The organism is Mesorhizobium sp. M1342 (genome assembly GCF_040317955.1).
GTDB lineage: Bacteria > Pseudomonadota > Alphaproteobacteria > Rhizobiales > Rhizobiaceae > Mesorhizobium.
Window position 1 is genome coordinate 176619 of the sequence record NZ_JAMYLI010000004.1, and the last position, 22012, is coordinate 198630.

The window sequence follows — 22012 nt, forward strand, 5'->3', positions numbered from 1 at the left end:
GATCGATGCCGAACCTTGGCGATGATTCGGGCGTTGCGGCGGTCGAGTTCGCGATGGTGCTGCCCATTCTGTGCCTGGTGCTGCTTGGTATTCTGGACGGCTGGTCCTACGTAACGAGTTCACTGTCGATGCGCGCCGGTGTGAAGACCGCCGCGAACCTGGTCATGAGCGGATCGACCGATGATGCGGCGACCCAAGCTCTTGCCATTGCGAGCTGGGAAAATCGGCCGGAGGACGGTCAGGTCACGCTAAGCCGCATCCGTATGTGCGGGGCGACGGTGGTCGACGTGTCCACCATGTGCAGTGGGCCGAAGGTGCCGGCGGTCTATGTCCAGATACAGGCATCGGGCACCTGGGTGCCGCCAATTGCCTTCGGCCCATTTGCCACTTCCACTGTAATCGGTCACCAGGAGATGATCCGTGTCCGCTAGGGTAAGCGCGTTCCGGCAGGATCGATCGGGCGGGGCCGGGCTGGAGTTCGCGCTAATCGCCCCCTTCCTCGTCATGCTGCTGTTCGGGATCTTCGCTTTTGGCTGGTCGATGCACTCGGTCTCCAGTGTTCGCTATACGCTGGAGACGTCAGCGCGCTCGCTGCAGCTTAAGAACACGCTGACCCAGGCCGACATTCAATCGATCGCCACGCAGAAATTGCAGGCCTTGGGGTTTAAGGACGTGAACGTCACCATCGCCATCGACCCGGTGAGCGGCGGCTTCCGCATGGCGCATCTGACCGCGGCCTATGCCTTCGTCATCGACTTTCCCTACTTCAGTTCCTTCCCCATCAACTACGCGACAACCGTTACCGTGCCGCTGCTTGGCAGCGGCTAGGCTGTGGCCTGATAGCTTCGCGTGCTGGGGCTCTGCTTACTTGTACGCCTTGAGCGCGATTAGACCACCGAGAATGGTTATCGCCATCAGGATCAGCGCCCACGACACGACGTTATGCGACAGACGCCTCCGGCGGCCGCGCAGGGTCCGGTCCCGCTAGCGTTTGGCCTGATCAGCCCCTGTGTTTTGTCGATCCACATCCTTCCCCACGAGCAGAATGCGACTCATGCCGGCTGGTGTCCAGATCGGCACCGGTTTTGGCGGTCGCGCTGCAAGCCTGGCTCTCAGCCTGCTTTTGATGGCAAGGGGCTAGATAATATATTCATTAGTGCTAATATTGAGATGACGTTACGTCATGTCGGACCATCTATCGGGTGCAATAAAGGGGGTTCCAATGAGAGTGGCTGTATTTTGCGCGGCTGTGGTTTTCGCTGCGACTGGTGTCGCTGATGCCAAGGAAAAGAAGGTGGCGGTCAGTGATGCCGCCGCCTTGTGTTCCACCAACCCGTCAGCCAAGAAGCCCGTTCCAAATCTGGACTGCGGTGTCACCGGAACCGCCAAATCGCAAGATAGCGGCGCAAAGGCAGAGCCGCGCCTCGGATACGACTCCAACCCGTGGATTGTAACAGGCTTTTGACTTCGCATGGCGAATGCCGGTTGAAGCGCTGAAGAGAGTCGTCTTGACCGACGGGCGCCGCCCCCTGGGAGTGGAACGCAAGGGTCGGGCGCCGTTGAGAAGAAGGATGCGCAAATGGCCGCCTATCTGATCGCGGATGTAGACATAAAGGACGCTGCCGTGTTCGAGGAATACCGGCGGGATGTGCCGGCCACCGAGGAGCGTTATGGTGGGAAATATCTAGGTCGTGGCGGTGCGACCAAGGTTTTGGAAGGTGATTGGGAGCCACACCGTTTGGTTATTATCGAATTTCCCGACATGACGTCATTGATGGGCTGGTACAATTCGCCGGAATACGCGCGCCTTATCGAAATCCGTAAGCGTTGCGCCAACACCAGGATAATTGCGCTTGAGGGGATCGCAACACCCACTGTTTGACAGTGGTGACTCGGCTCCGCCTTCATCAGGCAGAATCCGGCTTTTGCCCGAATCCGCACACCGCGAAGTCAGCTGTTTAAAGCCGGGAAACCAGGCAATAAATACGGGCTTACCACCACTGCGGGGCTTTCTCATCATCGCAGTGCCGAGAACCCAACTCGACCGTGCAATTGAAAAGCCCGCCACGGGGGCGACCTGCGGCGGGCTCTTGGAGCGGCTACATCCCTGAGGAATCGACCACTTTGTAGCAGGATTATGACCCGTGTGACCGCGTTAGCCTATGGTGTGATCGCGGAAGACAGGTCTTCGTTGAAGATAACGGCAGAGAGCTTCCCAGTGGCGGGCCATAGGGCAATCCCAGGTGCGGACCTCTGGATTGCCCATTTTTCTTGGAACCGTCGTGCCGCAGCGAAGTTCGGTACCAAAGGGACATTCCGAAATGGAGTTGATCATGAAACAGGTTCTTTTCGCTTCAGCCATTATGGCACTGTCAACTGGCCTCGCATTTGCGCAATCGACCGACACGACCACAGGCGGATCGTCGACCTCGACAACCAAGACCATGCCGAGCACTACGACCGATCAGGGCACGGATTCGACCACCACGAGTGGAACGAACTCGAACTCCGCCAAGGACTGCGCTCCGGGTCAACAAACTGGCAGCGCCAAGCAGGCCGCCCCAGGTCAACAGGACACCGATGCTAACTCGGCTGCTCCTGGTCAGATGAAAAAGACCACGGAAGGCTGCTGACCTGCCTTTGGACTGTCCCAGGTTGATGCATAGCGGTCGATTCTCAGGATGTAGCCGCTTTCGAAAAGCCTGTCGTGCTAGGCCGCCAAGGCGGGTTCGCCTCGCTGAAGGACTTCTGGGAGGTCCAATGAGGATGCGCCTAGACACCCTTTCAGCCGCCATTTATGTTAGACATCTCTAAAGTGCAGATGAGCCGCTCGGCTTTAGAGTGCGCCAAGGGCCTGCATTCGAGCTCTAACTTGTTGTGCTTTTTCATCCGGGGGGACACCAGTATGACAAGCGAACGTCAGCACGAATACGAACTGGGGCATTCGGAAAGAGAACTGAAAAGGCTTGCGACGCAGGCGACATTGGTTGACCCGATGACACGGAATTACCTGCGGCGAGCTGGTCTCCGAGCGGGAATGCATGTCCTTGACGTGGGGAGCGGCGCCGGGGATGTCGCCTTTCTCGCGGCTGATGTTGTCGGACCCACAGGTCTTGTCATCGGCTCTGACAGGTCGGCGGAGGCTCTTGACGCTGCTCGGGCGAGAGCCGCGCAACGTGGTTTGGAGAATGTAATCTTCCACCAATGTGATCCTGCCACCTTCACTTTCGATGTATCGTTCGACGCTATCGTGGGCCGATACGTATTAATGTTCTCGCCCGATCCCGTCGAAATGTTGAGGGGCGTTGCGCGGCATCTTGCTCCCGGCGGCGTGATAGTATTCCACGAAGTCGATTGGACCGGCGCTGCCTCATTTCCCTCCGTCCCGACCTACGACAACTGCTTTCGATGTATCGTTGAGACATTTCGTCGGGTAGGGACCAACCCAAACATGGGCCTGCAACTCCATTCGACCTTCCTCAAAGCCGGGCTGCCGGCCCCTAGCATGGCGGTAAGTGCTCTAGCCGGAGGTGGATCAGACAGTCTGAGCGGCATTGATCTGATCTCCGATCTCGCAGCGATCATGGCTCCGGTCATGGAGCAGATGGGCGTTATCACAGCTTCAGAACTCGGTCCCGAGACGCTTCAAGATCGAATTCGCGCAGAGGTTTATGCAAGCGCAAGCGTGGTGGTCGGCCGATATGAGGTGGGTGCCTGGTCGCGACGAATGTAAGCACCATGATCATGCCTATGCCTTCTACGTCGCTTTCCTCGCCGAGCCGCCGCTTGATGTCACGGGCGGCGCTCGTGCGGGATATCGGCCCTCCAGCATTCAGCCCACGATGACCTGAAAGCCGGCCCATCGCCTCCTGACAGTCAATCTCAGGGTCACTCGCGCTCATGGTGCGTTGATCATGCGTTTCCTTCCACAGTGCTGTCCTCGTCCAATGCATGCGGAACCGGCAGATACGCATTAGCGACAGCCAATCGCCCACTATCGTTCGGATGGTCCGCCCTCCTGAGCCCCATTTCTTCCGCCACGCCCGACAGGGGCTCTTGGACCCTCGGGTCAAGCGCTGGGTTACGTTTCGGAGCATCAGGGCCGCTCGTAGGAGCATTACCAGAAGGTCCGCGCGGGAAAGGTCGGCGGGCGGGTTCTTTGTTAAAATCGCCCGGCAGCCCGAAAAAAGTTTTCCAGACCGGTGCGGATTTGTTCCCAACCCCACTACTGCTGCTCGGGCATTTCAGTATTTTCCTGAGGGTCTTTTTTCACGCCTGGGCTGGGTGACGTGTCCGCTGGCGCATTACCGCCCTGGTTTTGCTCAGGAGCACGCTTGAACGGTGCCGTCTGCCAAGAGCCGTTCGATAAAGGCGTGAGTACAAAGAATGCTATCAGGCCTAGAAAAAGGACGGCGATAACCGCCACGCCCCACGCCATGAGTCTTCGCGTGCCACGCTGTTCTTGCCTGCGAGATAGATTGTCCGCCATTGCTCCGGCCTTTCGTGACGTGGCGCTGGTGAGCAACGCGCCTTCCCGAACTCGGTTCCGCCCGTCGTCCGACATCAGGCTTCGCCTTGAGGCGGCTTCCCGTCGCAGTGACGGTCTGCGGTTTCTGCTTTCTGCTCCGGGGGTGGCCTCTCCGCTCGAATCACCGGTTCCAGGTCGTTGGGAAAATTGGGCGCGTCGACTGGCAGTTTCGGCAGCAAATCTTTTTCGTCCGGTGATAGCGACGGAAGTATCTCTGCCACCTCGGCCAGGATGTCGTTTACGATCCCGTTCATTGCGTGCCTGCTGCGAAAATATCTCCTCTCGAACTTCGCTATTGCATCAAAGTTCCGGCCCATAAGGATGCTTCGTCATTCAGTGGCACGGGACAGGACCGGTGAATTGGCCAATGTTCGAACCCTGCTGGTGATCTGATTTCCATCCAAGGTTTGGCCCGCTGCCGAACGGTGGGGGCTTTTTTATGTATTAGCGGAACCTGATATGTCGAGGCGGGTTGGAAATGGCGGCAGCGTCCCCCGCTGCCGGGCCGAGGCTCCAAGCCCCGGCCGGGTCCGCCTCTGCCCGCCAGTGGGGGCGGACCCACTGGAACACGCTCCGAAAAGGAGGTTTGGATCGCGCTCGGTTCCCCTGGCGGAGCAGAACATCGGAAGGCCGTCACTGCTCCCTCAGGGCGACAAAATTGATGGGAACATTTTAGCAAACTGTAAATTGAAGGTTCTTCTGCAGGAGGCCAAACTGTCCCAGCGGAGCGTCGACAAAGACCGGTTGGAGCGCGCAGACCGTGAGGCAAAGATTGCTAACGCGGCCGAGAGAGAGGCGCGAGATACAAAAACTGCCCGACTTCGAGAACAACGCCTTGCTGCCGAAGCCAAGGCTTCACAAATCAAGAAAGGTCGATCCGGGTGCTAGGTCGCTTTAGCCGCTGATGCTCGCGCTCGATGCTCGGCTGCTTGATCGGGCCGACTACGGTCGCTTGCCAGCCCGATGGCGATGAGGAATATAATCCTTCCGTTGCGGCGATCCCCTCAAACGGAGTTCGCACAAATGGCCCGATCGAAACCTTCCAAGCAGTTATCACAGGTTGAATCGAGCGCTTTCTGGTGGCAGCGGAAGCGCTGCACCTGAGCATCGTCAAGCCGTTCATATCGCCGCTCTGCGACCACTACAGACAGACACGCGTCTTACATGAGGTGCTTTTGAAAGCCGTGCGGGATGTGACCGGAAGGGAAGTCGAGTTCATCCGGTGGAACACTACTGGGCCGGTGCTACCCACTTAAGGCCTGACGTGTCGGTTAGTCCTTCTAGCAGCTTGCGCGACTCTGCGATTGTGCGGCGCGTCTCCGCGATGGCCGAAAGCATGTTGTCTGCCTCAGCGACCGCATGTCGCTGGCGTCGGTGCGCCGCCATAATGAATAGCTCTAAGGCGATGTCCTCATCCATCGGGCAGCTCACGCACCCACTCGAACGTGACCTTCACGGTGAATAGCGGCTTGCTGGTGTGGTCGCGGACACGGATGGCAACTTTCCTGAAAGTTTCCGGCATCTGGTCTTTGGCTATTTCGAGTAACGCTGTTGCTGCCTCATCTTCAGCGGCTTTCCGGCTTTTAAGCTCGGTGCCTTCAGGGTCGGGAAACACTTCGCCATCGTCCGTTAGATCAAAGAAGAAGCGGGCCATATGGCCTTAATTCCTAACCCCGAAAAAGGTTTCCTTGTTGCTACTTGCTGGTTATCCAGTCCACCAAGCCAACTTCGATCTGCTCGCACCCGACATATTCGCGGACCAAGCATGAGGACATTGACGCGCTGCTCTGGTCGTTCCTACCGGAAGAAGTATTGGAAGAGGCGGTCAACGCTTCGGAAGGCGGCGCAGCCTGAACTGTCGCGTTTGGCCCGCTACCTCACGGTGGCGGGCTTTTCTCAGTCACGTTGATTCGGTTTGTGCGCGAACGTCCGCTGAAATTCGCTGCGTTTATTCGACGCTTATGTGACGAATGGGGTACAGATTCGGCTAAGTCGTTGAAAGATCTGGTACGCCCAAGGGGAATCGAACCCCTGTTACCGCCGTGAAAGGGCGGTGTCCTAACCGCTAGACGATGGGCGCGCTCAGACGAAGCGGCTTATACTGGCGTTGTGCGCAACCGGCAACCCGTCAGGTGCCACCTTGGACAACTTTTTTCCGGGCCTGCCAAATCAACGATTTCCCGAAGTTGGCGAGCTTGACGATTAGCGGGGACGCCGCATCGCTCTGCTCCGGAATGATGAAGTTGGGAAGGCTTCGGCCAATCCGATATTCGGGATGCCCAACGGAACGATCTTGGCCGCCAGCCGATCTCAGATCCGCGCTAGCCGTCACCGCCGCTGCGCCGGCGGCAGCGCCAGTTCCAGTCGCGCTCGGGGCCGACGTCGACGTGAACCGATTCTGTGTGGCAGTAGGTGCCGACGCCGCCGCGGCCGGGCATGCTTCTGATGTAGCTCGCCAGTTCCCATTTCGAAACGCCGGGCACCTGGATGTCGGCGGCGGCGCAATACATGTGCAGCGAATTTTTGGCGCCGTTGGCGCGCCGGTTGCGGGCCGGGTCGCGATAGCCTGACGTCACCGTCATCTTGCGGCCGTAGTGGCCTTCGATCGTCTTCAGCACACGCACCAGCGACGGCTTCAGGCAGGCCACGTCGACGCTCTCGTTCTGCTTGAGCAGCCCGTTGGGCGCCAACCGGGCCATGCCGGCGGCTGACGCAACCTGATAGGAGCCGCCGATTGGCCCCTCATCCTCGTTGAGGTCGACGTCGCTTTCGTCATCGAGGCCGGACTTGCGCTTGATCTCGAACAGGGCCGTTTGGCGCACGCCGGGCAGGGCATCGCTGCCAGTGACGTGGCCGGTATCGCCGCCGAGCGAAGCCAGCTGCACCGGCTTGGCCGTGGAACTGGCCGAGGCAAGCGTGATGATCGGCTTTGCCGCTGCTGGCGCCGCTTTTGCCTGCGCCGGGGGCTGCTCGCCCGTCCGGGCGTTGCTGATGATGGGGGCTGGTGTCGCCGAGGCTGGCGTTGCGCCAAACATCGAGGCGAGGAAGCCTTTCTTCTTTGGTGCTTCGGCCTGCGGCATCTCGCCAGCTGTCACATAGACCGGGTTGTTCATGGCCGGAACGGCAGCGGGCTTCGGCGCCGCCACGTCGCCGTCGACCGCGGCAATCTGCTGGGCGACCGCGTCGGTTTGGCGCGCGGTCTGTGCCTGCTGCGTCAGCGATTGCGGCGTGTTTCCAACGATGGTTTCGGCGCCCGCCGGCGTGGTCAGCGGAAAGGCAGCTCCCGGTTTGGACATAGGCACGTAGGCGACTTTTTCAGGCAGCGCCGTATCGCTTGCCGTCATCACCGTCGTCTGCTCGGTCGTGATATCAGACGAATCGGAGGCGATCGCCTTGCCGCTGGAGGCCGCGTTTATGTCCGATGCGGTGGCATTGTAACCGGGCATTCCGACCGACATTGTCGGGTCGCCAGCCGAAGTGCAGGAGGCCAGAAGCAAGGAGCAGAGCGCTGCCACAATGGCGCGGCGTTCTCCCTTTGCGAGGCTCCATCCTGCTGATTTCAAAGTCAAATTCCCCCTCGATGTCCGGTCGGTATATCCTTGGCGCCACACGCATGCGTCGATGCCAGGGTGACCTTTGTCTCCGATCCGGAAACGAGACCTGTGTCAAATCCGCAAGCCTGAAAGTATTTTTGCGGTGATTGCCGAATTACGGCCGCTTGATGGTTGACGACACCATTTCGCCCGCTTTTGGCGGTCCGTCAACTCACCACACATTACAGTCCGTTACACACGTACTTTCACATAGGTGCCGGGAGCATCACCCAAGGTTTTCATATGCTTGCCCGGTTTGCGGGCAGGCACGCGCGTGTTGTCCTTGGCCTCTATCCAGTCTTGCCAGTGCGGCCACCAGGATCCTGGATGGTCGGTGGCATTGGCTATCCACTGGCTGAAGTCGCCCGTCGGCATACCCCCGGTCCAATACTGGTATTTGTTGGATGCCGGCGGATTGACGACACCGGCGATATGGCCCGATCCGGCCATCACATACTCGACTGTGCCGCCGAAATATTTCGAGCCGAGGAACACCGAAAGCGCCGGCGCGATGTGATCTTCCTTGGAGGCGAGGTTGTAGACCGGGATGGTGATGTCGCCGAGCGAGACCGTATGGCCCGCCAGTTCCATCGTGCCTTGCGAAAGGTTGTTCTCGAGATAGCAGTTGCGCAGGTAGAAAGAGTGATTGGCCGCCGCCATGCGGGTGGAATCTGCATTCCAGTAGAGCAGGTCGAAGGGCAGGGGATCCTTGCCGCGCATGTAGTTGTTGACGACATAGGGCCAGATCAGGTCGCCTGAGCGCAGCATGTTGAAGGCGGTCGCCATCTTGGTGCCGTCGAGATAGCCTTTTTCGCTCATCGACTTTTCCACAGCGGCGACCTGTTCTTCGTCGACGAACACTTTCAGGTCGCCGGCATGGGTGAAGTCGACCTGCGTGGTGAAGAACGTAGCCGATTTTATGCGGTCGTCGCCCTCTTGCGCCATCAGCGCCAGTGCCGCCGCCAAAAGCGTGCCGCCGACGCAATAGCCGATCGCGTTGACGTCGCGTTCGCCGGTGGCCTTCTCGACCGTGTCGAGGCCATATTGCAGACCCTCGCGGATATAGGCTTCCCAGCTCTTGGTGCCGTGGCGCTCGTCCGGATTGATCCAGGAGATGACGAACACGGTGTGGCCCTGTTCAACCGCCCAGCGAATGAAGGATTTCTGCGGGTTCAGATCGAGGATGTAGAATTTGTTGATCCATGGCGGGCAGATCAGCAGGGGCCGCTTGAGCACCGTCTCGGTGGCCGGGTCGTACTGGATGATTTCGGCGACGTCGCTGCGGCCGACCACCTTGCCGGGAGTGGTGGCGATGTTCCTGCCGATCTCGAAGGGGGAGTAGTCGGCCTGCCGCAGCTTCAGGTCGCCCTTGCCGGCGGCGATGTCCTCGGCCAGCATCTTCATGCCGCGCACCAGGTTTTCGCCGTTCGAGGCGACGGTTTCACGGAACAGTTCCGGATTGGTCAGGATGAAATTCGACGGCGAGATGGCGTTGGACACCTGCTTGACGTAAAAGCCGGCCTTGTGGCGGGTGTGCTCGTCCAGACCTTCGGCGTGCTCGACCAGATCGGCCGCCCAGCGCGAGGTGACGAGATAGGCCTGCTTGAGGAAATCGAAGAAGGCATTGCGGCCCCATTCCGGGTCGAGGAAGCGCTTGTCCCCGCGCTCCGGCTTGACCGCGTCCTCGGTGTCTTGCGCGGCGTTGCTGGTGCGCTGAATGGCGTTGGCCCAGACCGTCATATAGCCGGAGAACAACCGCGTCTGCGCTTCCAGCGCGCGCTGCGGATCGGCAAGCCAGTATTCGCTGAGCTTGGAAAAGGTCTTCACCATATCGACAACGGGCTCGGCGACATGGTCGCGCACGTCGCCTTTTTCGCGCGGCTCAGCCCAGGCGGAAGCTGCCTTGCCGGCCTGCTCGATCATGCGCGCCATGTTCAGGGCGAAGCGTTCCGGGTCCTTCACCAGATATTGCTCGACGGTCGAAGGCTCGTCATCTTCCGCTTTGCCCGAATCGGGTGTTTTGGACATGGTTGGCGGGGTTCCTCCCGAGGCCTTTTCTTGACATATTAACATGGGACATCCGACCGGGCCAATCTCGCTCTACCTCGGCTGCCAGGGAAACAATATGACGATTAATATTGGCGAGACTGTTTTTTTCGGTGCCGGACGTTTTTGCCGCATCGGCGTGGCGATCGTCCTCATCGGGATTGCCGGGTGCTCGAGCACCAACACGAATGGCCCGACGCCTGTCGCTGCGGGTGCGGGGCCGAAGGATACCGGCACCTTTCCGAACCTGAACATCAAGCCGCAAGTGGCGGCGTCGCAGTTCACCGAAGCCGAGAAGAACGCCAAGCTCGCGCAATTGAAGGCGGATGAGAATGCGCAGGCGGCAAAGGGCGGCGGCCCGAAGGTCGCCAACCAGGCGGCGCTGACGGATCTGGCCAAGAAGCATGGCGACGAAACGCTGAGGCAGATCGAAGCCAAATGCGACCCCACCCTCGACCCTACCTGCAAATAAGTATATAGCGCGCGCCCAACACCCCTTCGCTGTCTGGAACTGCCATGGAAGAATTTCACAAGGTTCGCCGGCTTCCGCCTTACGTGTTCGAGCAGGTCAACCGGCTGAAGGCCAGCGCCCGATCGCGTGGCGCCGACATCATCGACCTCGGCATGGGCAATCCGGACCTGCCGACGCCCAAGGCTATCGTCGACAAATTGTGCGAGGTCGTGCGCGACCCGCGCACGCATCGCTATTCCTCGTCGCGTGGCATTCCGGGCCTGCGTCGCGCCCAGGCCGCCTACTATGGCAGGCGCTTCGGCGTGAAGCTCAACCCCGACACGCAAGTGGTGGCCACGCTTGGCTCCAAGGAAGGCTTCGCCAACATGGCGCAGGCGATCACGGCGCCCGGCGACGTGATCCTGTGCCCGAACCCGACCTATCCGATCCATGCCTTCGGCTTCATCATGTCGGGTGGCGTCATCCGCTCGCTGCAGGTGGAGCCGGACGACGGCTTCATCCCGGCGCTCGAGCGCGGGGTCAAACATTCGATCCCGAAGCCGCTGGCGCTGATCCTCAACTATCCGTCGAACCCGACGGCGCTGGTCGCCTCGCTCGATTTCTACAAGGATGTGGTCGCCTTCGCCAAGAAGAACGACATCATCATCCTGTCCGACCTTGCCTATTCGGAGATCTATTTCGACGGCAATCCGCCGCCTTCGGTGCTGCAGGTGCCTGGCGCGATCGACGTTTGCGTCGAATTCACCTCCATGTCGAAGACCTTCTCCATGCCCGGTTGGCGGATGGGCTTTGCCGTCGGCAACGAGCGGCTGATCTCGGCGCTGACGCGGGTGAAATCCTACCTCGATTACGGCGCCTTCACGCCGATCCAGGTGGCGGCGGCACACGCGCTCAACGGCGACGGCGCCGACATCGCCGAGGTGCGCGATATCTATCACAAGCGCCGCGACGTGATGGTCGATGCCTTCGGCCGCGCTGGCTGGACCATTCCGGCACCGGCGGCATCGATGTTCGCCTGGGCGCCAATCCCGGAGCCGTTCCGACATCTCGGCTCGCTCGAATTCTCCAAGCTGCTCATCGAACATGCCGACGTGGCCGTGGCGCCGGGTGTTGGCTTCGGCGAGCATGGCGACGAATTCGTGCGCGTCGCTCTGGTCGAGAACGAGCACAGGATCCGGCAGGCGGCGCGCAACATCAAGCGCTTCTTGTCGACCAGCGCCAAGCAGCCCAACAATGTCGTGCCGCTCTCCGCTCATCGGTAAGCTTGCCGCAGACGATTTCGATCGAATTTTGAGGGACGTCGCCGGATATGGCTGAAGCATTGCGTGTTGGAATTGCCGGCCTCGGCACCGTTGGCGCGTCGGTGGCGCGCGTGCTGCGCGACAAGGCGGTGGAACTGACCCGCCAGTGCGGCCGCGACGTCATCGTCACCGCCATCTCGGCGCGTGACCCGAAGCGCGATCGCGGCGTCGATCTCAGCTCGGCAGAGTGGTTCGACGATCCGGTCAAGATGGCGCAGACCGCCGAAATCGACGTGTTCGTCGAACTGATCGGCGGCGACGAGGGTCCGTCGCGCTCATCGGTGAAAGCGGCACTCGAAGCCGGCCGTCATGTCGTCACTGCCAACAAGGCGCTGCTGGCCAAGCATGGCGTTGCGCTGGCCGAAATCGCCGAGAAGAAGGGCGTGCTGCTCAACTACGAGGCGGCAGTGGCGGGCGGCATTCCCGTCATCAAGACCATGCGCGAGGCGATGGCCGGCAATTCGGTCACCCGCGTGTTCGGCATCCTCAACGGCACCTGCAACTACATCCTGACGCGCATGGAGGCCGAGGGCATCTCGTTTGATGCTTGCCTGAAGGACGCGCAGCGGCTGGGCTATGCCGAAGCCGATCCGACCTTCGACATCGAGGGCCACGACACCGCGCACAAGCTGTCGATCCTGACCAGCCTTGCCTTTGGCACCAGGATCGCCGCCAATGACATCTACATGGAGGGCATCTCCAACATCACCCAGGCCGACATCCGCGCGGCCGCCGATCTTGGCTACCGGATCAAGTTGCTGGGTGTCGCCCAGCGCACCGAGAGCGGCATCGAGCAGCGCGTGCATCCGACGATGGTGCCGACCGCATCGGTCATCGCGCAGGTGCATGGCGTCACCAATGCGGTGGCGATCGAGACCGACATTCTGGGCGAACTGCTGCTATCAGGCCCCGGTGCCGGCGGCAACGCCACCGCCTCGGCCGTCATCGGCGACATCGCCGACATCGCCAAGAGCCGGCCAGGATTCCAGCATGGTCCGGTCTTCGGACGGCCGGCGAAGGAGCTGAAACCCTACAAGAAGGCGCAGATGCGCAGCCATGCCGGCGGCTACTTCATCCGGCTGACCGTGCATGACCGCATCGGTGTGTTCGCGGCAATAGCCAAGCGCATGGCCGACAGCGATATTTCGCTGGAATCGATCGTCCAGCACGCGGTCAACGGCGAAGCGGCGGCACAAAAAACGGTGATCCTCGTCACCCACGAGACGACCGAGGCCGCCGTGCGCAAGGCCGTCGATGGCATCACCAAGGATGGCCATCTGACCGACAAGCCGCAGGTCATCCGCATCGAGCGGGCAGGGTAGCTTTTGCCCGATAGGCCCCCTGCGGGACAGGGATCCCGCAGGCATTGAGGTCCGGTCTGGTGGGGACAGCCGCCACACGGGAACGAATTGGTGTCGTCGCCGTTCTCTTGGTCAGCAACCAGAGGAACCGCTTCATGGCCGATACCAACAAGCCCGACACCCCTAATATCGACGACATCCAGAAGACGCTGGAAAAGCAGATCGCCGATTTGCGCCGGGAGATCACCAAGATCAACAAGAGCATTTCGGCGCGGGGCGCGGAAATGCTCGATGACGCCAGCGAACAGGCGTCCGAGTTCTACGACACGGCGGCGAACCGCGCGTCGCGAACCGCACAGCAGTTGCGCAGCCAAGCTCAGTCCGTCTCGGAAGTAGCGCGCGAAAACCCCGGTACGACGACTGCCCTGGTCGGCGTGATCGGTTTGCTCGGCTTTATGGCCGGTTTTGCCATAGGTCAGTCGACGAACGATACGTCGCGCCGCTGGTATTGACCACGGCGCGATAGGGCCGGGTTTGCCGGCTCGTTTCCTTGTTTCAGCACATCATTTTTAAGGAGGGCACTGTGGCTTCATCCGCCTTGATCAGCATCCTGATCACATTCCTCGTCATCATCCTCGTTCTCTATCTTGTTCAGCGCCTGCCGCTCGACGGCCGGATGAGGCAGATCGTGCAGGTTATCGTCCTCATAATCGGCATCATTTCGCTGCTCAAATATCTTGCGGTTTTCTAGCGCCGAAGAGTCTAACTTTCGCCTTTCAAGGCCGGCCCGGTTCATTGCGGCCGGCTGGCCTTGTTTCAAAAATGCGTTTTAATCGATTGATATTGCTGACTATTCGATAAATCTTCCGCAGGTCTTGCCGTTGTCATGCTCGTTTGACAAAACAGGCCCGCCTCAGGCGGGGGGCCGCATTGGCAACGAGGAAATCACCAGATGAATGTGGCCCAGAACATCGTCGCCGGCCTTGACCGGATACTCACCATGGAACTGGTGCGCGTCACCGAACGAGCCGCCGTCGCGGCCGCCAGGCTGCGCGGGCGCGGCGACGAAAAGACGGCCGACCAGGTAGCCGTGGATGCCATGCGCCAGGAGCTCAACCGGCTTTCCATCAAGGGCACGGTGGTGATCGGCGAAGGCGAACGGGATGAGGCGCCGATGCTCTACATCGGCGAGGAAGTCGGCACTGGCAAAGGTCCGGCCGTCGATATCGCGCTCGATCCGCTCGAAGGCACGACGATTTGCGCCAAGAACCTGCCCAATGCACTCGCGGTCATCGCGATCGCCGAAAAGGGCAGCCTGCTGTTCGCGCCCGACGTCTACATGGACAAGATCGCCATCGGTCCGGGCTATGCGGACGGCGTCATCGACATCGATGCCTCGGCGGCTGAGAACATCGCCAGCCTCGCTCGGGCCAAGGGCGTCGCTGTATCGGAAATCACCACCTGCATTCTCGACCGGCCGCGCCATGCCAAGCTGATCGATGCCGTGCGCGCCACGGGGGCCGCGATCCGGCTGATCGGCGATGGCGATGTCGCCGGCGTCATCCACACCACGGACCCGGAAAAAACCGGCATCGATATTTATCTGGGCACTGGCGGAGCACCCGAGGGCGTGCTGGCCGCTGCCGCGCTGCGCTGCACCGGCGGCCAGATGCAGGGCAGACTGATCCTCGACACGGCGGAAAAGGTTGCTCGCGCGGCAAAGATGGGTATTTCCAATCCGAAACGGGTCTATCGGACGGAGGACATGGCGCGCGGCGATGTGTTGTTCGCGGCCACCGGTGTCACCGACGGCAACATGCTGGCTGGCGTCAAGTTCGGCCACAATTACATCACCACCCACACGATCGTGCTGCGCTCGTCGTCGCGGACGGTGCGCGAGATCAAGGCCCGCCATCAGGATCTGGATAAGTTCTGACGCTCGCTTGCGAAGCCGCCTTGCAATTGTTAGCCATTCGGGCGCATCCGATGATGGCTGCAGGGATTTGACGATGAAACCGTTCGACTGGCATGCGGATCCGATTTCGCGTGCCACCGCCATCACAAAGTCCTATCGCAACACCCAGAATGTGCGTCGCTTTCTCATCCGGGAATGCGGCAACGCATTCATGTTCGACCGGCCTTTCATGGCCTGGCTCAAGGACGGTGTGGAAAAGACGATGGGCGATGCGGCCGACGAATGGCTTAGGCGACAGGCTGAAAAGCGGAAAGCGCAGTTTTCTTGACCTATTCCGGGACGGCGCACACCCGTGAATCGCATGGCTTTGCCCGCCTTTGGCCTATAGAGCGTCGCGTGAACGTGACGCGCTTGAAATTGTTGCCAATGCAGGTCGTGGCCTCAAAACCGCTGCGCACTTATGGGCGGCATGCATTGTCGTGCGGCCAACGATGAGTTGGCAAAGCGTATGACCGGCGAAAAACGCCTCTTCCTCGATGTCAGGCAGTCGGTATCAGGGGTTTCCTGGGAACATCGGCTGACAGAACGCCAGGACATGATTGCGCTCGCCATCGCGCAAGGCCATGGCGTGCCCGACATCGTCGCGCGGGTGCTTGCCGGCCGTGGTGTCACCGCCGAACAGACCGAGCGGTTTCTCGACCCGACGATCCGCGATCTTCTGCCGGATCCGGCATCGCTGACCGACATGGACAGGGCGGCGGCCCGCATCGCCGCCGCAGTAATGGCCAGGGAAAAGGTGGCGATCTTCGGCGACTATGATGTCGACGGCGCCGCCTCGTCGGCCTTGCTGAAGCGGTTCCTCGCGCATTTCTCGGTGCCGTCGGAAATCTATATCCCGGATCGCATCTTCGAGGGCTATGGTCCCAATCCCGAGGCCATGCGCGAACTGGTTTCGCGCGGCGCGACACTGATCGTCACCGTCGATTGCGGCACCAACAGCGCCGTTTCAGTCGATGCCGCCAACGAGGCCGGGGCCGATGTCGTGGTGCTCGACCACCATCAGGTCGGCGGTGCCTTGCCGGCGGCAATTGCCGTGGTCAATCCCAATCGCGAGGACGACCTTTCCGGGCAAGGCCATCTCTGTGCCGCCGGTGTGGTCTTCCTCGCCCTAGTGCAGACGGCGAGAATCCTGCGCGGCCGCATGGCCGATGCCACACCGCCGGACCTGCTTTCGCTGCTTGATATCGTCGCCTTGGCCACAGTCTGTGACGTGGTGCCGCTGACCGGCGTCAACCGAGCCTTCGTGGTCAAAGGGCTGCAGATGGCGCGCCAGCAGAAGAACGAAGGGCTGGCGGCGCTGGCACGGGTGTCGCGCATCGGCGAGCCGATCAGCACTTTCCATCTGGCCTATCTGATCGGGCCGCGCATCAATGCCGGCGGACGCATCGGCGATGCCGCACTTGGCAGCCGGCTGCTTGCGACCGACGACCCGGTCGAGGCGCGCACCATTGCCGAGACGCTCGACCGGCTCAACCAGGAACGGCAGTTGATGGAGCAGGAGATGCTCGCGGCGGCGCGCGCCGAGGCCGATGCAGAGCTTGCCGGCGGCAATGGCCCGGCTATCGTCGTCACCGCCAACAACAGCTGGCATCCGGGTATTGTCGGCCTGCTCGCTTCGCGATTGAAGGACCACGCCCGCCGGCCGGCCTTCGCCATCGCCTTCAACACTGTGGGCATCGGCACCGGTTCGGGCCGCTCGGTCTCGGGTTTCGACCTCGGCCGGCTGGTGCGCGAGGCGGCCGTTGCGGGGCTGATCGTCAAGGGCGGCGGCCATGGCATGGCGGCGGGCATCACCGTGGAGCGGGCGAAGCTTGGTGAGCTCAGGGCGTTTTTCGAAGAGCGGGCGGCAGCCGACGTGTTCCGCCTGCAGGGCGAGGAAAGCCTGGCCATAGACGGTGCGCTTGCCGCTGAAGGCGCGACGCTCAGCCTGCTTGACGCGCTGGAAAAGGCCGGACCCTTCGGTGCCGGGCACGCTGCCCCCGTTTTCGCGCTGCCGCGCCACCGACTAGCCGATGCGCGGCCGGTCGGCACCAACCACATCCGCGTGGAGCTGCAATCGGAAAGCGGCGGCCGCATCCAGGCGATCGCCTTTCGCGCCGTCGATACCGCGCTTGGCGAATTTCTGTTCAAGAACCGGGGCAAGACGATCCACGTCGCCGGTTCGCTGTCGGGAAATTACTGGAACGGCAACCGCACCGTGCAGTTTCGCATCACCGATGCGGCGCGTGCGTAGGTTTTGATCAGGCGAGAACGGTCTGCAGCCGGGTCAACTCGCCGATCTGGGCCATCGTCGCCTGATAGCCGATGTTGATCGCCTCGTCGGCGCGGTGGAACTCGGTCAGGCCGATATGGCTGAGCTTCGGCTGCAGCGACATATCGGGCGGGTCGCCGGCAAGCCTGGCACGCGAAATGCGGTCCTGGATGATGTTGAAGGCCTCGACCATGACGCCGGTAATGCCGAGCCGCGTCTGATGCGACTGGTGCTCGGCGTCGACCTTGCCGGGCCTTGGTGCGTCCTTTTCGATGACCAGTTCGCCGGCGCTGTGTTTTATCACCGCGGCACGGCCGAACAGATCATAGTGAAGGTTGACCGCCACGACGAGCGGCTGCTCGTACGCGCGGCAGACCGAAACCGGTACGGGGTTGACCAGCGCGCCGTCGACCAGCACGCGGCCATTGCAATTCACCGGCTCGAACACGCCGGGAAGCGCATAGGAGGCGCGCATGGCGGTGATCAATGAGCCGCTCGACAGCCAGATTTCGTGGCCGGTGCGGATTTCGGAGGTGACCGCCACGAACGGCTTGGTCAGGTCCTCGAAACGAATGCCGGCCATGTGCTCGCGCAGCCTTGCATCGAGCTTCATGCCGCCGAACAGGCCGCTGCCGCGCAAATTGAGATCGAGCAGGCCGAAGATGCGGCGCTTGGTCAGGCTGCGGGCGAATTCTTCCAGTTCGTCCAGTTTGCCGGCGAGATAGCAGCCGCCGACCAGCGCGCCGATCGAGGTGCCGGCGATCATCGATACTTCGATGCCGGCTTCGTCGAGCGCGCGCAGCACGCCTATATGCGCCCAGCCGCGGGCGCAACCGCCACCCAAGGCGAGCGAAATGCCTGTTTTCTTCTGGGAGTTCGTTTCGGACGCGCCGCCTGACGAGGACAGGCCGTTGGCCTCCCTTACATCTGGTCTGTTACGCAATGACGCCCACTCGAGCATCATGATCTCCCTTGTCCCACGGCTACTATACGAGCGGGCCGTATCGAAATGATGAATCTGTGTGGTCGGTGTCAGGCAGAAGGTTCAAGCTAGTGGTTTCCGATACGTTTTTTCCGCATCGAACAGCGGCTTGCTGCCGTCGTCGGCAAGCGTCCCCTTGCCATCGATCAGCCCCACCGTCCGATAAAAGCATGAACGCCGGCCAGTGTGACAGGTTGCGTCGTGGCCCAACACTTTGACGCGCAACCATATGGCATCCTGGTCACAATCCGTGAGCATCTCGACGACATGCTGAAAATTGCCTGATGTTTCGCCCTTTTTCCAAAGTGCGTCGCGCGAGCGCGACCAGTAGTGGGCTATGCCGGTCTCCAGTGTCAGTGCCAGTGCTTGCGCATTCATATGCGCAACCATCAACAGCATGCCGTCCGCGGCGTCTGTCACGATGACCGTAACCAGCCCGGCTGCATCGAAGCGCGGCGAAAACACCGCGCCTTCCTCAAGCGCTTTCTTGTCTGACGGAGCTTTTGGAAATTCCAGTGCCGACATCGCCGGTCCTTGTTTTGATGGCCGGCGAGGGCCGATCAGACCCCGCCGCCGCGCACCATGGTGACGAAACGGACCTGCTCTTCGGGCGTGTCCTTGAAAACGCCGGTGAAGGTCGAGGTCAGCGTGGTTGAACCCTGCTTGCGGATGCCGCGCATGGCCATGCACATGTGCTCGGCCTCGATCATGACGGCGACGCCGCGTGGATTGAGCACGTCCTGGATGACGCCGGCGATCTGCGCCGTCAGCGCCTCCTGGGTCTGCAGGCGGTGGGCGAAGATATCGACGACGCGGGCGATCTTGGACAGGCCGACGACCTTGCCGTCCGGAAGATAGCCGACATGCGCCTTGCCGATGATCGGCACCATATGGTGCTCGCAATGTGAATGGAATGTTATGTCCTTGACGATGACCAGATCATCGTAGCCGGCGACCTCCTCGAAGGTGCGGCCGAGCTCGTCGGCCGGGCACATGTCGTAGCCACCGAACATTTCGCGGTAGGCCTTTGCCACCCGCTTCGGCGTGTCGACCAGCCCCTCGCGGTCCGGATTGTCGCCGGTCCAGCGCAAAAGCGTGCGCACGGCGGCTTCGACTTCGGCTTCGCTCGGCCGGTCGGTGACCGGCTTTTCCATATAGGCTGACTGTGGCATGAGCTTCTTGATGACGGCATCCATAAAGGCGTCTCCCGTAGTCCCTCTCGGCGGAGGAACGAGTTGAACGGACCACGACCTTTCGGTGTCGGAAACTCGCCCCGTTTCCAGCCCCGTAAGCGGCGTGAACTTCCCGGCAAGGACATTGGCTTTCGTCTTCTTGTCGATACCGGACTGCCACCATTATATAAGGTCATAGCGAGCGAAAGGAAGACACGACAGCGGCAATCGCTGTTCGCTTGGCGGCGACGGATTGGAAAATAATGATAAACGAGGTCTACAACGCGAAAATTCTCGGTTTTGCCGGGAACATTGGCCGCATCGGCCGGCTCGATCATCCTGACGCAACCGCCAAGGCGCACTCCAAGCTATGCGGTTCCACGGTCACCGTCGACCTCAAGATGCAGGACGGCGTGGTCACGGACTTTGCCCATGATGTGAAGGCCTGCGCGCTCGGCCAGGCGTCGTCATCGATCATGGCGCAACATGTCGTCGGCGCGAGCGCCGAGGAATTGCGCGCGGTGCGCGACACCATGCTGAAGATGCTCAAGGAAAATGGCGCCCCGCCGGACGGTCGCTTCGCGGACCTCAGATATCTGGAGCCGGTGCGCGATTACAAGGCCCGTCATGCCTCGACCATGCTGACTTTCGACGCCGTGGTCGACGCCATCGGCCAGATCGAGAAGCGCGCCGAAGCCTGAGGGCCGGCAACCGACCGTTTACAATGCACGTCTGCTTTCGGCAAATTCGCCGCGTACCCAGTCCGCGAACGCGGCGGCCGGCTCCGACAGATCGCGCAAGCTTCTGGCCACCAGCCAATAGGCGCCGGATGCGACGTCGATGTCGAACGGCTTGACCAGCGCGCCGGACGCGACTTCTCCGCCGATCTGCAAGAGATCGCCCAGTGCAACGCCATGTCCGAGCAAGGCGGCCTGCTTTGAAAGCGACGCATCCGCCAGCATCGGCCCGCGCGCCGGCACGGCGTCGGCGGGCACGCCGGCCGCTTCGAACCAGCGCGCCCAGCCCTGGCGGTTCTCCTCGTGCAAAAGCGTGTAGCGACCAAGATCGATCGGCTTCTCGAGGGCGGGGCCCGAGGCAAGCAGCGCCGGCGACAGAACAGGTGAGTCGACTGTCGAAGCAAGTTGCTCGGCTTCGCTGCGCGGCCACGCGGTGGCATGTGCGCTGAAGCGCAAGGCAAGCTCCGGCTGATCGCTGCGGAACTCGATCAGCCTTGGATCGACCTCGAGCGAGATGTCGATGTCAGGCCGCAATTGGCGAAACCGGTTGAGCCGTGGCACCAGCCACACGGATGCAAGCGACGGCTCGACACTGACACGGACCACGGACTGCGCCGGTGTCGCCACCAGTTCTCCAAGCAAGGTATCGATAGCGTCGAAACTTCTGACAAGCTGATCCAGCAGACGCCGTCCGGTGTCGGTCAGTTCGACACGGCGATGGTGACGTTCGAATAAGGGTTGGCGCAGGAAGATTTCGAGTTCCCGGATCTGCCGGCTGATCGCCGCCTGTGAGACGAAAAGCTCCTCGGCGGCCCGGCTGAAGCTCAGATGCCGGCCCGCCGCCTCGAAGCTCCTCAATGCCGTCAGCGGCAGGCGCCCACGCTTCATTTCGCATAACCCAGGATTATCCGAAGTGGAAATTATACTCGTTTGAAGGCGAAGGCCAGCGGCCGTCTAATCGCATCAAAGGAGACCGACCATGATCCAGTTGCTGAGCATCTTTGGCGATGTCATGCGGATCGCAACGTTTCAATGGCGTGACAGAAGACAGCATGAAAAGCGTTACGAAGAGCCGACCAGTCGTGGCCGGTGGGTGGCTTCGGCTGACTGGCAGCCGTTTCGTCGTTTCCGTCCGTGACGGTGGGGCCATGCAGGGCGCGGGGATTGCGTTCTCCAGTAGAAGCCCACATCTATCGCGTGGGAAACGCGAAACGGAGACTGTGGTGCGCGACCAGCATGGGCATGCGCATATCGCCCGGCCGCCGAAACGCGGCCGTAACTGGCCCGGTCCATGGCGCAAGACGCCGGGCCGTCTCCTCGGCACGTCGCTCGTGCGCCTCTACCAGCTGACATTGTCGGGCTTTGTCGGCAATTCCTGCCGGCATCTGCCGACCTGTTCGGAATATGCCCATGAGGCGATCGCCCGCCATGGCCTGTGGGCGGGCGGTTGGATGGGATTTTTCCGGATGCTGCGCTGCGGGCCATTCGGCACGCATGGCATAGACCTCGTGCCGGAGGTGCTGGAGGATCGTTATGTCTGGTTCACGCCATGGCGGTACTGGCGGATCGGCAGCAAGCGCGGCGAAGCGCAGGGGTGATCGCGTCAGTCAGGTCCCGCCGGCTCTGCCCGTTTACGATCCGGTAGGGTTAACAA

The 22012-nt window shown here is 61.3% G+C and carries 26 protein-coding genes, 1 tRNA gene and 1 pseudogene; 18 read left to right on the top strand and 10 right to left on the bottom strand.

Translation table 11 applies throughout. From position 1 onward, the window contains the following. Positions 1-5 precede the first annotated feature (5 nt). The 6 genes from NKH06_RS05780 (at position 6) to NKH06_RS05805 (ending at position 3733) form a co-directional block, all read left to right on the top strand. Complete coding sequence (locus NKH06_RS05780; protein WP_050592670.1) at positions 6-431, top strand: TadE/TadG family type IV pilus assembly protein; 426 nt, start codon at positions 6-8, stop codon at positions 429-431. Then, positions 421-828 carry a TadE/TadG family type IV pilus assembly protein gene (locus tag NKH06_RS05785; protein WP_023810463.1) on the top strand — a complete coding sequence of 136 codons (408 nt, stop codon included), beginning with the start codon at positions 421-423 and terminating at the stop codon, positions 826-828. Before NKH06_RS05780 ends, NKH06_RS05785 begins: the two co-directional genes overlap by 11 nt. 394 nt (positions 829-1222) lie before the next feature. After that, complete coding sequence (locus tag NKH06_RS05790) at positions 1223-1465, top strand: hypothetical protein (RefSeq protein ID WP_081734816.1); 243 nt, start codon at positions 1223-1225, stop codon at positions 1463-1465. A gap of 114 nt (positions 1466-1579) precedes the next feature. Beyond that, complete coding sequence (locus tag NKH06_RS05795) at positions 1580-1882, top strand: DUF1330 domain-containing protein (RefSeq protein ID WP_023810464.1); 303 nt, start codon at positions 1580-1582, stop codon at positions 1880-1882. 451 nt (positions 1883-2333) lie between these two features. Further along, complete coding sequence (locus NKH06_RS05800) at positions 2334-2633, top strand: hypothetical protein (protein WP_127297149.1); 300 nt, start codon at positions 2334-2336, stop codon at positions 2631-2633. A 272-nt stretch (positions 2634-2905) separates the two neighbouring features. Continuing rightward, positions 2906-3733 (top strand): class I SAM-dependent methyltransferase, encoded by an 828-nt coding sequence (locus NKH06_RS05805; RefSeq protein WP_164892885.1) that lies wholly within the window; start codon positions 2906-2908, stop codon positions 3731-3733. Between the two features lie 492 nt (positions 3734-4225). Here NKH06_RS05805 and NKH06_RS05810 read toward each other — a convergent pair whose 3' ends face one another. Together NKH06_RS05810 and NKH06_RS05815 are read right to left on the bottom strand one after the other, a co-directional pair. Further along, positions 4226-4525 (bottom strand): hypothetical protein, encoded by a 300-nt coding sequence (locus NKH06_RS05810; RefSeq protein ID WP_245273186.1) that lies wholly within the window; start codon positions 4523-4525, stop codon positions 4226-4228. Positions 4526-4563: 38 nt separating this feature from the next. Then, the gene (locus NKH06_RS05815; protein ID WP_352440221.1) at positions 4564-4782 is read right to left on the bottom strand and encodes a hypothetical protein; all 219 of its coding nucleotides are present in this window, start codon (positions 4780-4782) and stop codon (positions 4564-4566) included. A 769-nt stretch (positions 4783-5551) separates the two neighbouring features. Between NKH06_RS05815 and NKH06_RS05820 the strand changes: the two are divergent. Then, positions 5552-5784 (top strand): annotated as a pseudogene (locus NKH06_RS05820) (hypothetical protein). Between the two features lie 155 nt (positions 5785-5939). On the opposite strand, the gene NKH06_RS05825 reads toward NKH06_RS05820, so the two are convergent. From NKH06_RS05825 to phaC, 4 genes are all read right to left on the bottom strand, one after another. Further along, complete coding sequence (locus NKH06_RS05825; protein WP_023810468.1) at positions 5940-6182, bottom strand: DUF6894 family protein; 243 nt, start codon at positions 6180-6182, stop codon at positions 5940-5942. 351 nt (positions 6183-6533) lie between these two features. Then, positions 6534-6608: transfer RNA gene (locus NKH06_RS05830), tRNA-Glu, on the bottom strand. Between the two features lie 241 nt (positions 6609-6849). After that, positions 6850-8097, bottom strand: a complete 1248-nt coding sequence (locus NKH06_RS05835; RefSeq protein ID WP_023810470.1) for a YcbK family protein — start codon at positions 8095-8097, stop codon at positions 6850-6852. Between the two features lie 216 nt (positions 8098-8313). After that, positions 8314-10149: a class I poly(R)-hydroxyalkanoic acid synthase gene (gene phaC, locus NKH06_RS05840; RefSeq protein ID WP_023810471.1), complete on the bottom strand. Its 1836-nt coding sequence runs from the start codon at positions 10147-10149 to the stop codon at positions 8314-8316. A gap of 97 nt (positions 10150-10246) precedes the next feature. Between phaC and NKH06_RS05845 the strand changes: the two genes are divergently transcribed. The 8 genes from NKH06_RS05845 (at position 10247) to recJ (ending at position 17449) form a co-directional block, all read left to right on the top strand. Beyond that, positions 10247-10639: a hypothetical protein gene (locus NKH06_RS05845; RefSeq protein ID WP_023810472.1), complete on the top strand. Its 393-nt coding sequence runs from the start codon at positions 10247-10249 to the stop codon at positions 10637-10639. Positions 10640-10683: 44 nt separating this feature from the next. Further along, complete coding sequence (locus tag NKH06_RS05850; protein WP_023810473.1) at positions 10684-11901, top strand: LL-diaminopimelate aminotransferase; 1218 nt, start codon at positions 10684-10686, stop codon at positions 11899-11901. Between the two features lie 47 nt (positions 11902-11948). Next, positions 11949-13262 carry a homoserine dehydrogenase gene (locus NKH06_RS05855; RefSeq protein ID WP_023810474.1) on the top strand — a complete coding sequence of 438 codons (1314 nt, stop codon included), beginning with the start codon at positions 11949-11951 and terminating at the stop codon, positions 13260-13262. A gap of 134 nt (positions 13263-13396) precedes the next feature. Next, positions 13397-13753 (top strand): hypothetical protein, encoded by a 357-nt coding sequence (locus tag NKH06_RS05860; protein ID WP_352440225.1) that lies wholly within the window; start codon positions 13397-13399, stop codon positions 13751-13753. Positions 13754-13824: 71 nt separating this feature from the next. Then, positions 13825-13992 (top strand): Thivi_2564 family membrane protein, encoded by a 168-nt coding sequence (locus NKH06_RS05865; RefSeq protein ID WP_023810476.1) that lies wholly within the window; start codon positions 13825-13827, stop codon positions 13990-13992. 201 nt (positions 13993-14193) lie between these two features. Continuing rightward, positions 14194-15177: a class II fructose-bisphosphatase gene (gene glpX, locus NKH06_RS05870; protein WP_352892495.1), complete on the top strand. Its 984-nt coding sequence runs from the start codon at positions 14194-14196 to the stop codon at positions 15175-15177. 73 nt (positions 15178-15250) lie between these two features. Continuing rightward, positions 15251-15484, top strand: a complete 234-nt coding sequence (locus NKH06_RS05875; RefSeq protein ID WP_023810478.1) for a DUF6434 domain-containing protein — start codon at positions 15251-15253, stop codon at positions 15482-15484. A gap of 180 nt (positions 15485-15664) precedes the next feature. After that, positions 15665-17449, top strand: coding sequence for a single-stranded-DNA-specific exonuclease RecJ (recJ, locus tag NKH06_RS05880; RefSeq protein WP_352720258.1), 1785 nt, complete (start codon positions 15665-15667; stop codon positions 17447-17449). Between the two features lie 7 nt (positions 17450-17456). Here the strand turns inward: recJ and NKH06_RS05885 are convergent, their stop codons facing one another. The 3 genes from NKH06_RS05885 to folE form a co-directional block, all read right to left on the bottom strand. Further along, positions 17457-18431: a patatin family protein gene (locus tag NKH06_RS05885; RefSeq protein ID WP_352440228.1), complete on the bottom strand. Its 975-nt coding sequence runs from the start codon at positions 18429-18431 to the stop codon at positions 17457-17459. 81 nt (positions 18432-18512) lie between these two features. Then, a complete protein-coding gene (hisI, locus tag NKH06_RS05890; RefSeq protein WP_352440229.1) occupies positions 18513-18974 on the bottom strand; it encodes a phosphoribosyl-AMP cyclohydrolase in 462 nt (153 codons plus the stop codon). Between the two features lie 35 nt (positions 18975-19009). Beyond that, on the bottom strand, positions 19010-19645 hold the full coding sequence (folE, locus tag NKH06_RS05895) for a GTP cyclohydrolase I FolE (protein ID WP_023810482.1): 636 nt from the start codon (positions 19643-19645) through the stop codon (positions 19010-19012). Between the two features lie 239 nt (positions 19646-19884). Between folE and NKH06_RS05900 the strand changes: the two genes are divergently transcribed. Next, positions 19885-20322, top strand: coding sequence for an iron-sulfur cluster assembly scaffold protein (locus NKH06_RS05900; RefSeq protein WP_352630189.1), 438 nt, complete (start codon positions 19885-19887; stop codon positions 20320-20322). Between the two features lie 18 nt (positions 20323-20340). On the opposite strand, the gene NKH06_RS05905 is transcribed toward NKH06_RS05900, so the two are convergent. Next, positions 20341-21246 (bottom strand): LysR substrate-binding domain-containing protein, encoded by a 906-nt coding sequence (locus NKH06_RS05905; protein ID WP_023810484.1) that lies wholly within the window; start codon positions 21244-21246, stop codon positions 20341-20343. A gap of 91 nt (positions 21247-21337) precedes the next feature. Between NKH06_RS05905 and NKH06_RS05910 the strand changes: the two genes are divergently transcribed. Beyond that, complete coding sequence (locus NKH06_RS05910; protein WP_081734812.1) at positions 21338-21496, top strand: hypothetical protein; 159 nt, start codon at positions 21338-21340, stop codon at positions 21494-21496. An 85-nt stretch (positions 21497-21581) separates the two neighbouring features. Continuing rightward, entirely contained in the window at positions 21582-21956 is a 375-nt protein-coding gene (gene yidD / locus NKH06_RS05915; RefSeq protein ID WP_023810485.1) for a membrane protein insertion efficiency factor YidD, read from the top strand. Positions 21957-22012 lie beyond the last annotated feature (56 nt).

Bases quoted from the DNA above. Each gene is read 5' to 3' on its own strand.
- NKH06_RS05780 (WP_050592670.1), top strand. From the start codon at position 6: ATGCCGAACCTTGGCGATGATTCGGGCGTTGCGGCGGTCGAGTTCGCG.
- NKH06_RS05790 (WP_081734816.1), top strand. From the start codon at position 1,223: ATGAGAGTGGCTGTATTTTGCGCGGCTGTGGTTTTCGCTGCGACTGGT.
- NKH06_RS05795 (WP_023810464.1), top strand. From the start codon at position 1,580: ATGGCCGCCTATCTGATCGCGGATGTAGACATAAAGGACGCTGCCGTG.
- NKH06_RS05800 (WP_127297149.1), top strand. From the start codon at position 2,334: ATGAAACAGGTTCTTTTCGCTTCAGCCATTATGGCACTGTCAACTGGC.
- NKH06_RS05805 (WP_164892885.1), top strand. From the start codon at position 2,906: ATGACAAGCGAACGTCAGCACGAATACGAACTGGGGCATTCGGAAAGA.
- NKH06_RS05815 (WP_352440221.1), bottom strand. From the start codon at position 4,782: ATGAACGGGATCGTAAACGACATCCTGGCCGAGGTGGCAGAGATACTT.
- NKH06_RS05825 (WP_023810468.1), bottom strand. From the start codon at position 6,182: ATGGCCCGCTTCTTCTTTGATCTAACGGACGATGGCGAAGTGTTTCCC.
- phaC (WP_023810471.1), bottom strand. From the start codon at position 10,149: ATGTCCAAAACACCCGATTCGGGCAAAGCGGAAGATGACGAGCCTTCG.
- NKH06_RS05845 (WP_023810472.1), top strand. From the start codon at position 10,247: ATGACGATTAATATTGGCGAGACTGTTTTTTTCGGTGCCGGACGTTTT.
- NKH06_RS05850 (WP_023810473.1), top strand. From the start codon at position 10,684: ATGGAAGAATTTCACAAGGTTCGCCGGCTTCCGCCTTACGTGTTCGAG.
- NKH06_RS05855 (WP_023810474.1), top strand. From the start codon at position 11,949: ATGGCTGAAGCATTGCGTGTTGGAATTGCCGGCCTCGGCACCGTTGGC.
- NKH06_RS05860 (WP_352440225.1), top strand. From the start codon at position 13,397: ATGGCCGATACCAACAAGCCCGACACCCCTAATATCGACGACATCCAG.
- glpX (WP_352892495.1), top strand. From the start codon at position 14,194: ATGAATGTGGCCCAGAACATCGTCGCCGGCCTTGACCGGATACTCACC.
- NKH06_RS05875 (WP_023810478.1), top strand. From the start codon at position 15,251: ATGAAACCGTTCGACTGGCATGCGGATCCGATTTCGCGTGCCACCGCC.
- recJ (WP_352720258.1), top strand. From the start codon at position 15,665: ATGACCGGCGAAAAACGCCTCTTCCTCGATGTCAGGCAGTCGGTATCA.
- NKH06_RS05885 (WP_352440228.1), bottom strand. From the start codon at position 18,431: ATGATGCTCGAGTGGGCGTCATTGCGTAACAGACCAGATGTAAGGGAG.
- hisI (WP_352440229.1), bottom strand. From the start codon at position 18,974: ATGTCGGCACTGGAATTTCCAAAAGCTCCGTCAGACAAGAAAGCGCTT.
- folE (WP_023810482.1), bottom strand. From the start codon at position 19,645: ATGGATGCCGTCATCAAGAAGCTCATGCCACAGTCAGCCTATATGGAA.
- NKH06_RS05900 (WP_352630189.1), top strand. From the start codon at position 19,885: ATGATAAACGAGGTCTACAACGCGAAAATTCTCGGTTTTGCCGGGAAC.
- NKH06_RS05905 (WP_023810484.1), bottom strand. From the start codon at position 21,246: ATGAAGCGTGGGCGCCTGCCGCTGACGGCATTGAGGAGCTTCGAGGCG.
- NKH06_RS05910 (WP_081734812.1), top strand. From the start codon at position 21,338: ATGATCCAGTTGCTGAGCATCTTTGGCGATGTCATGCGGATCGCAACG.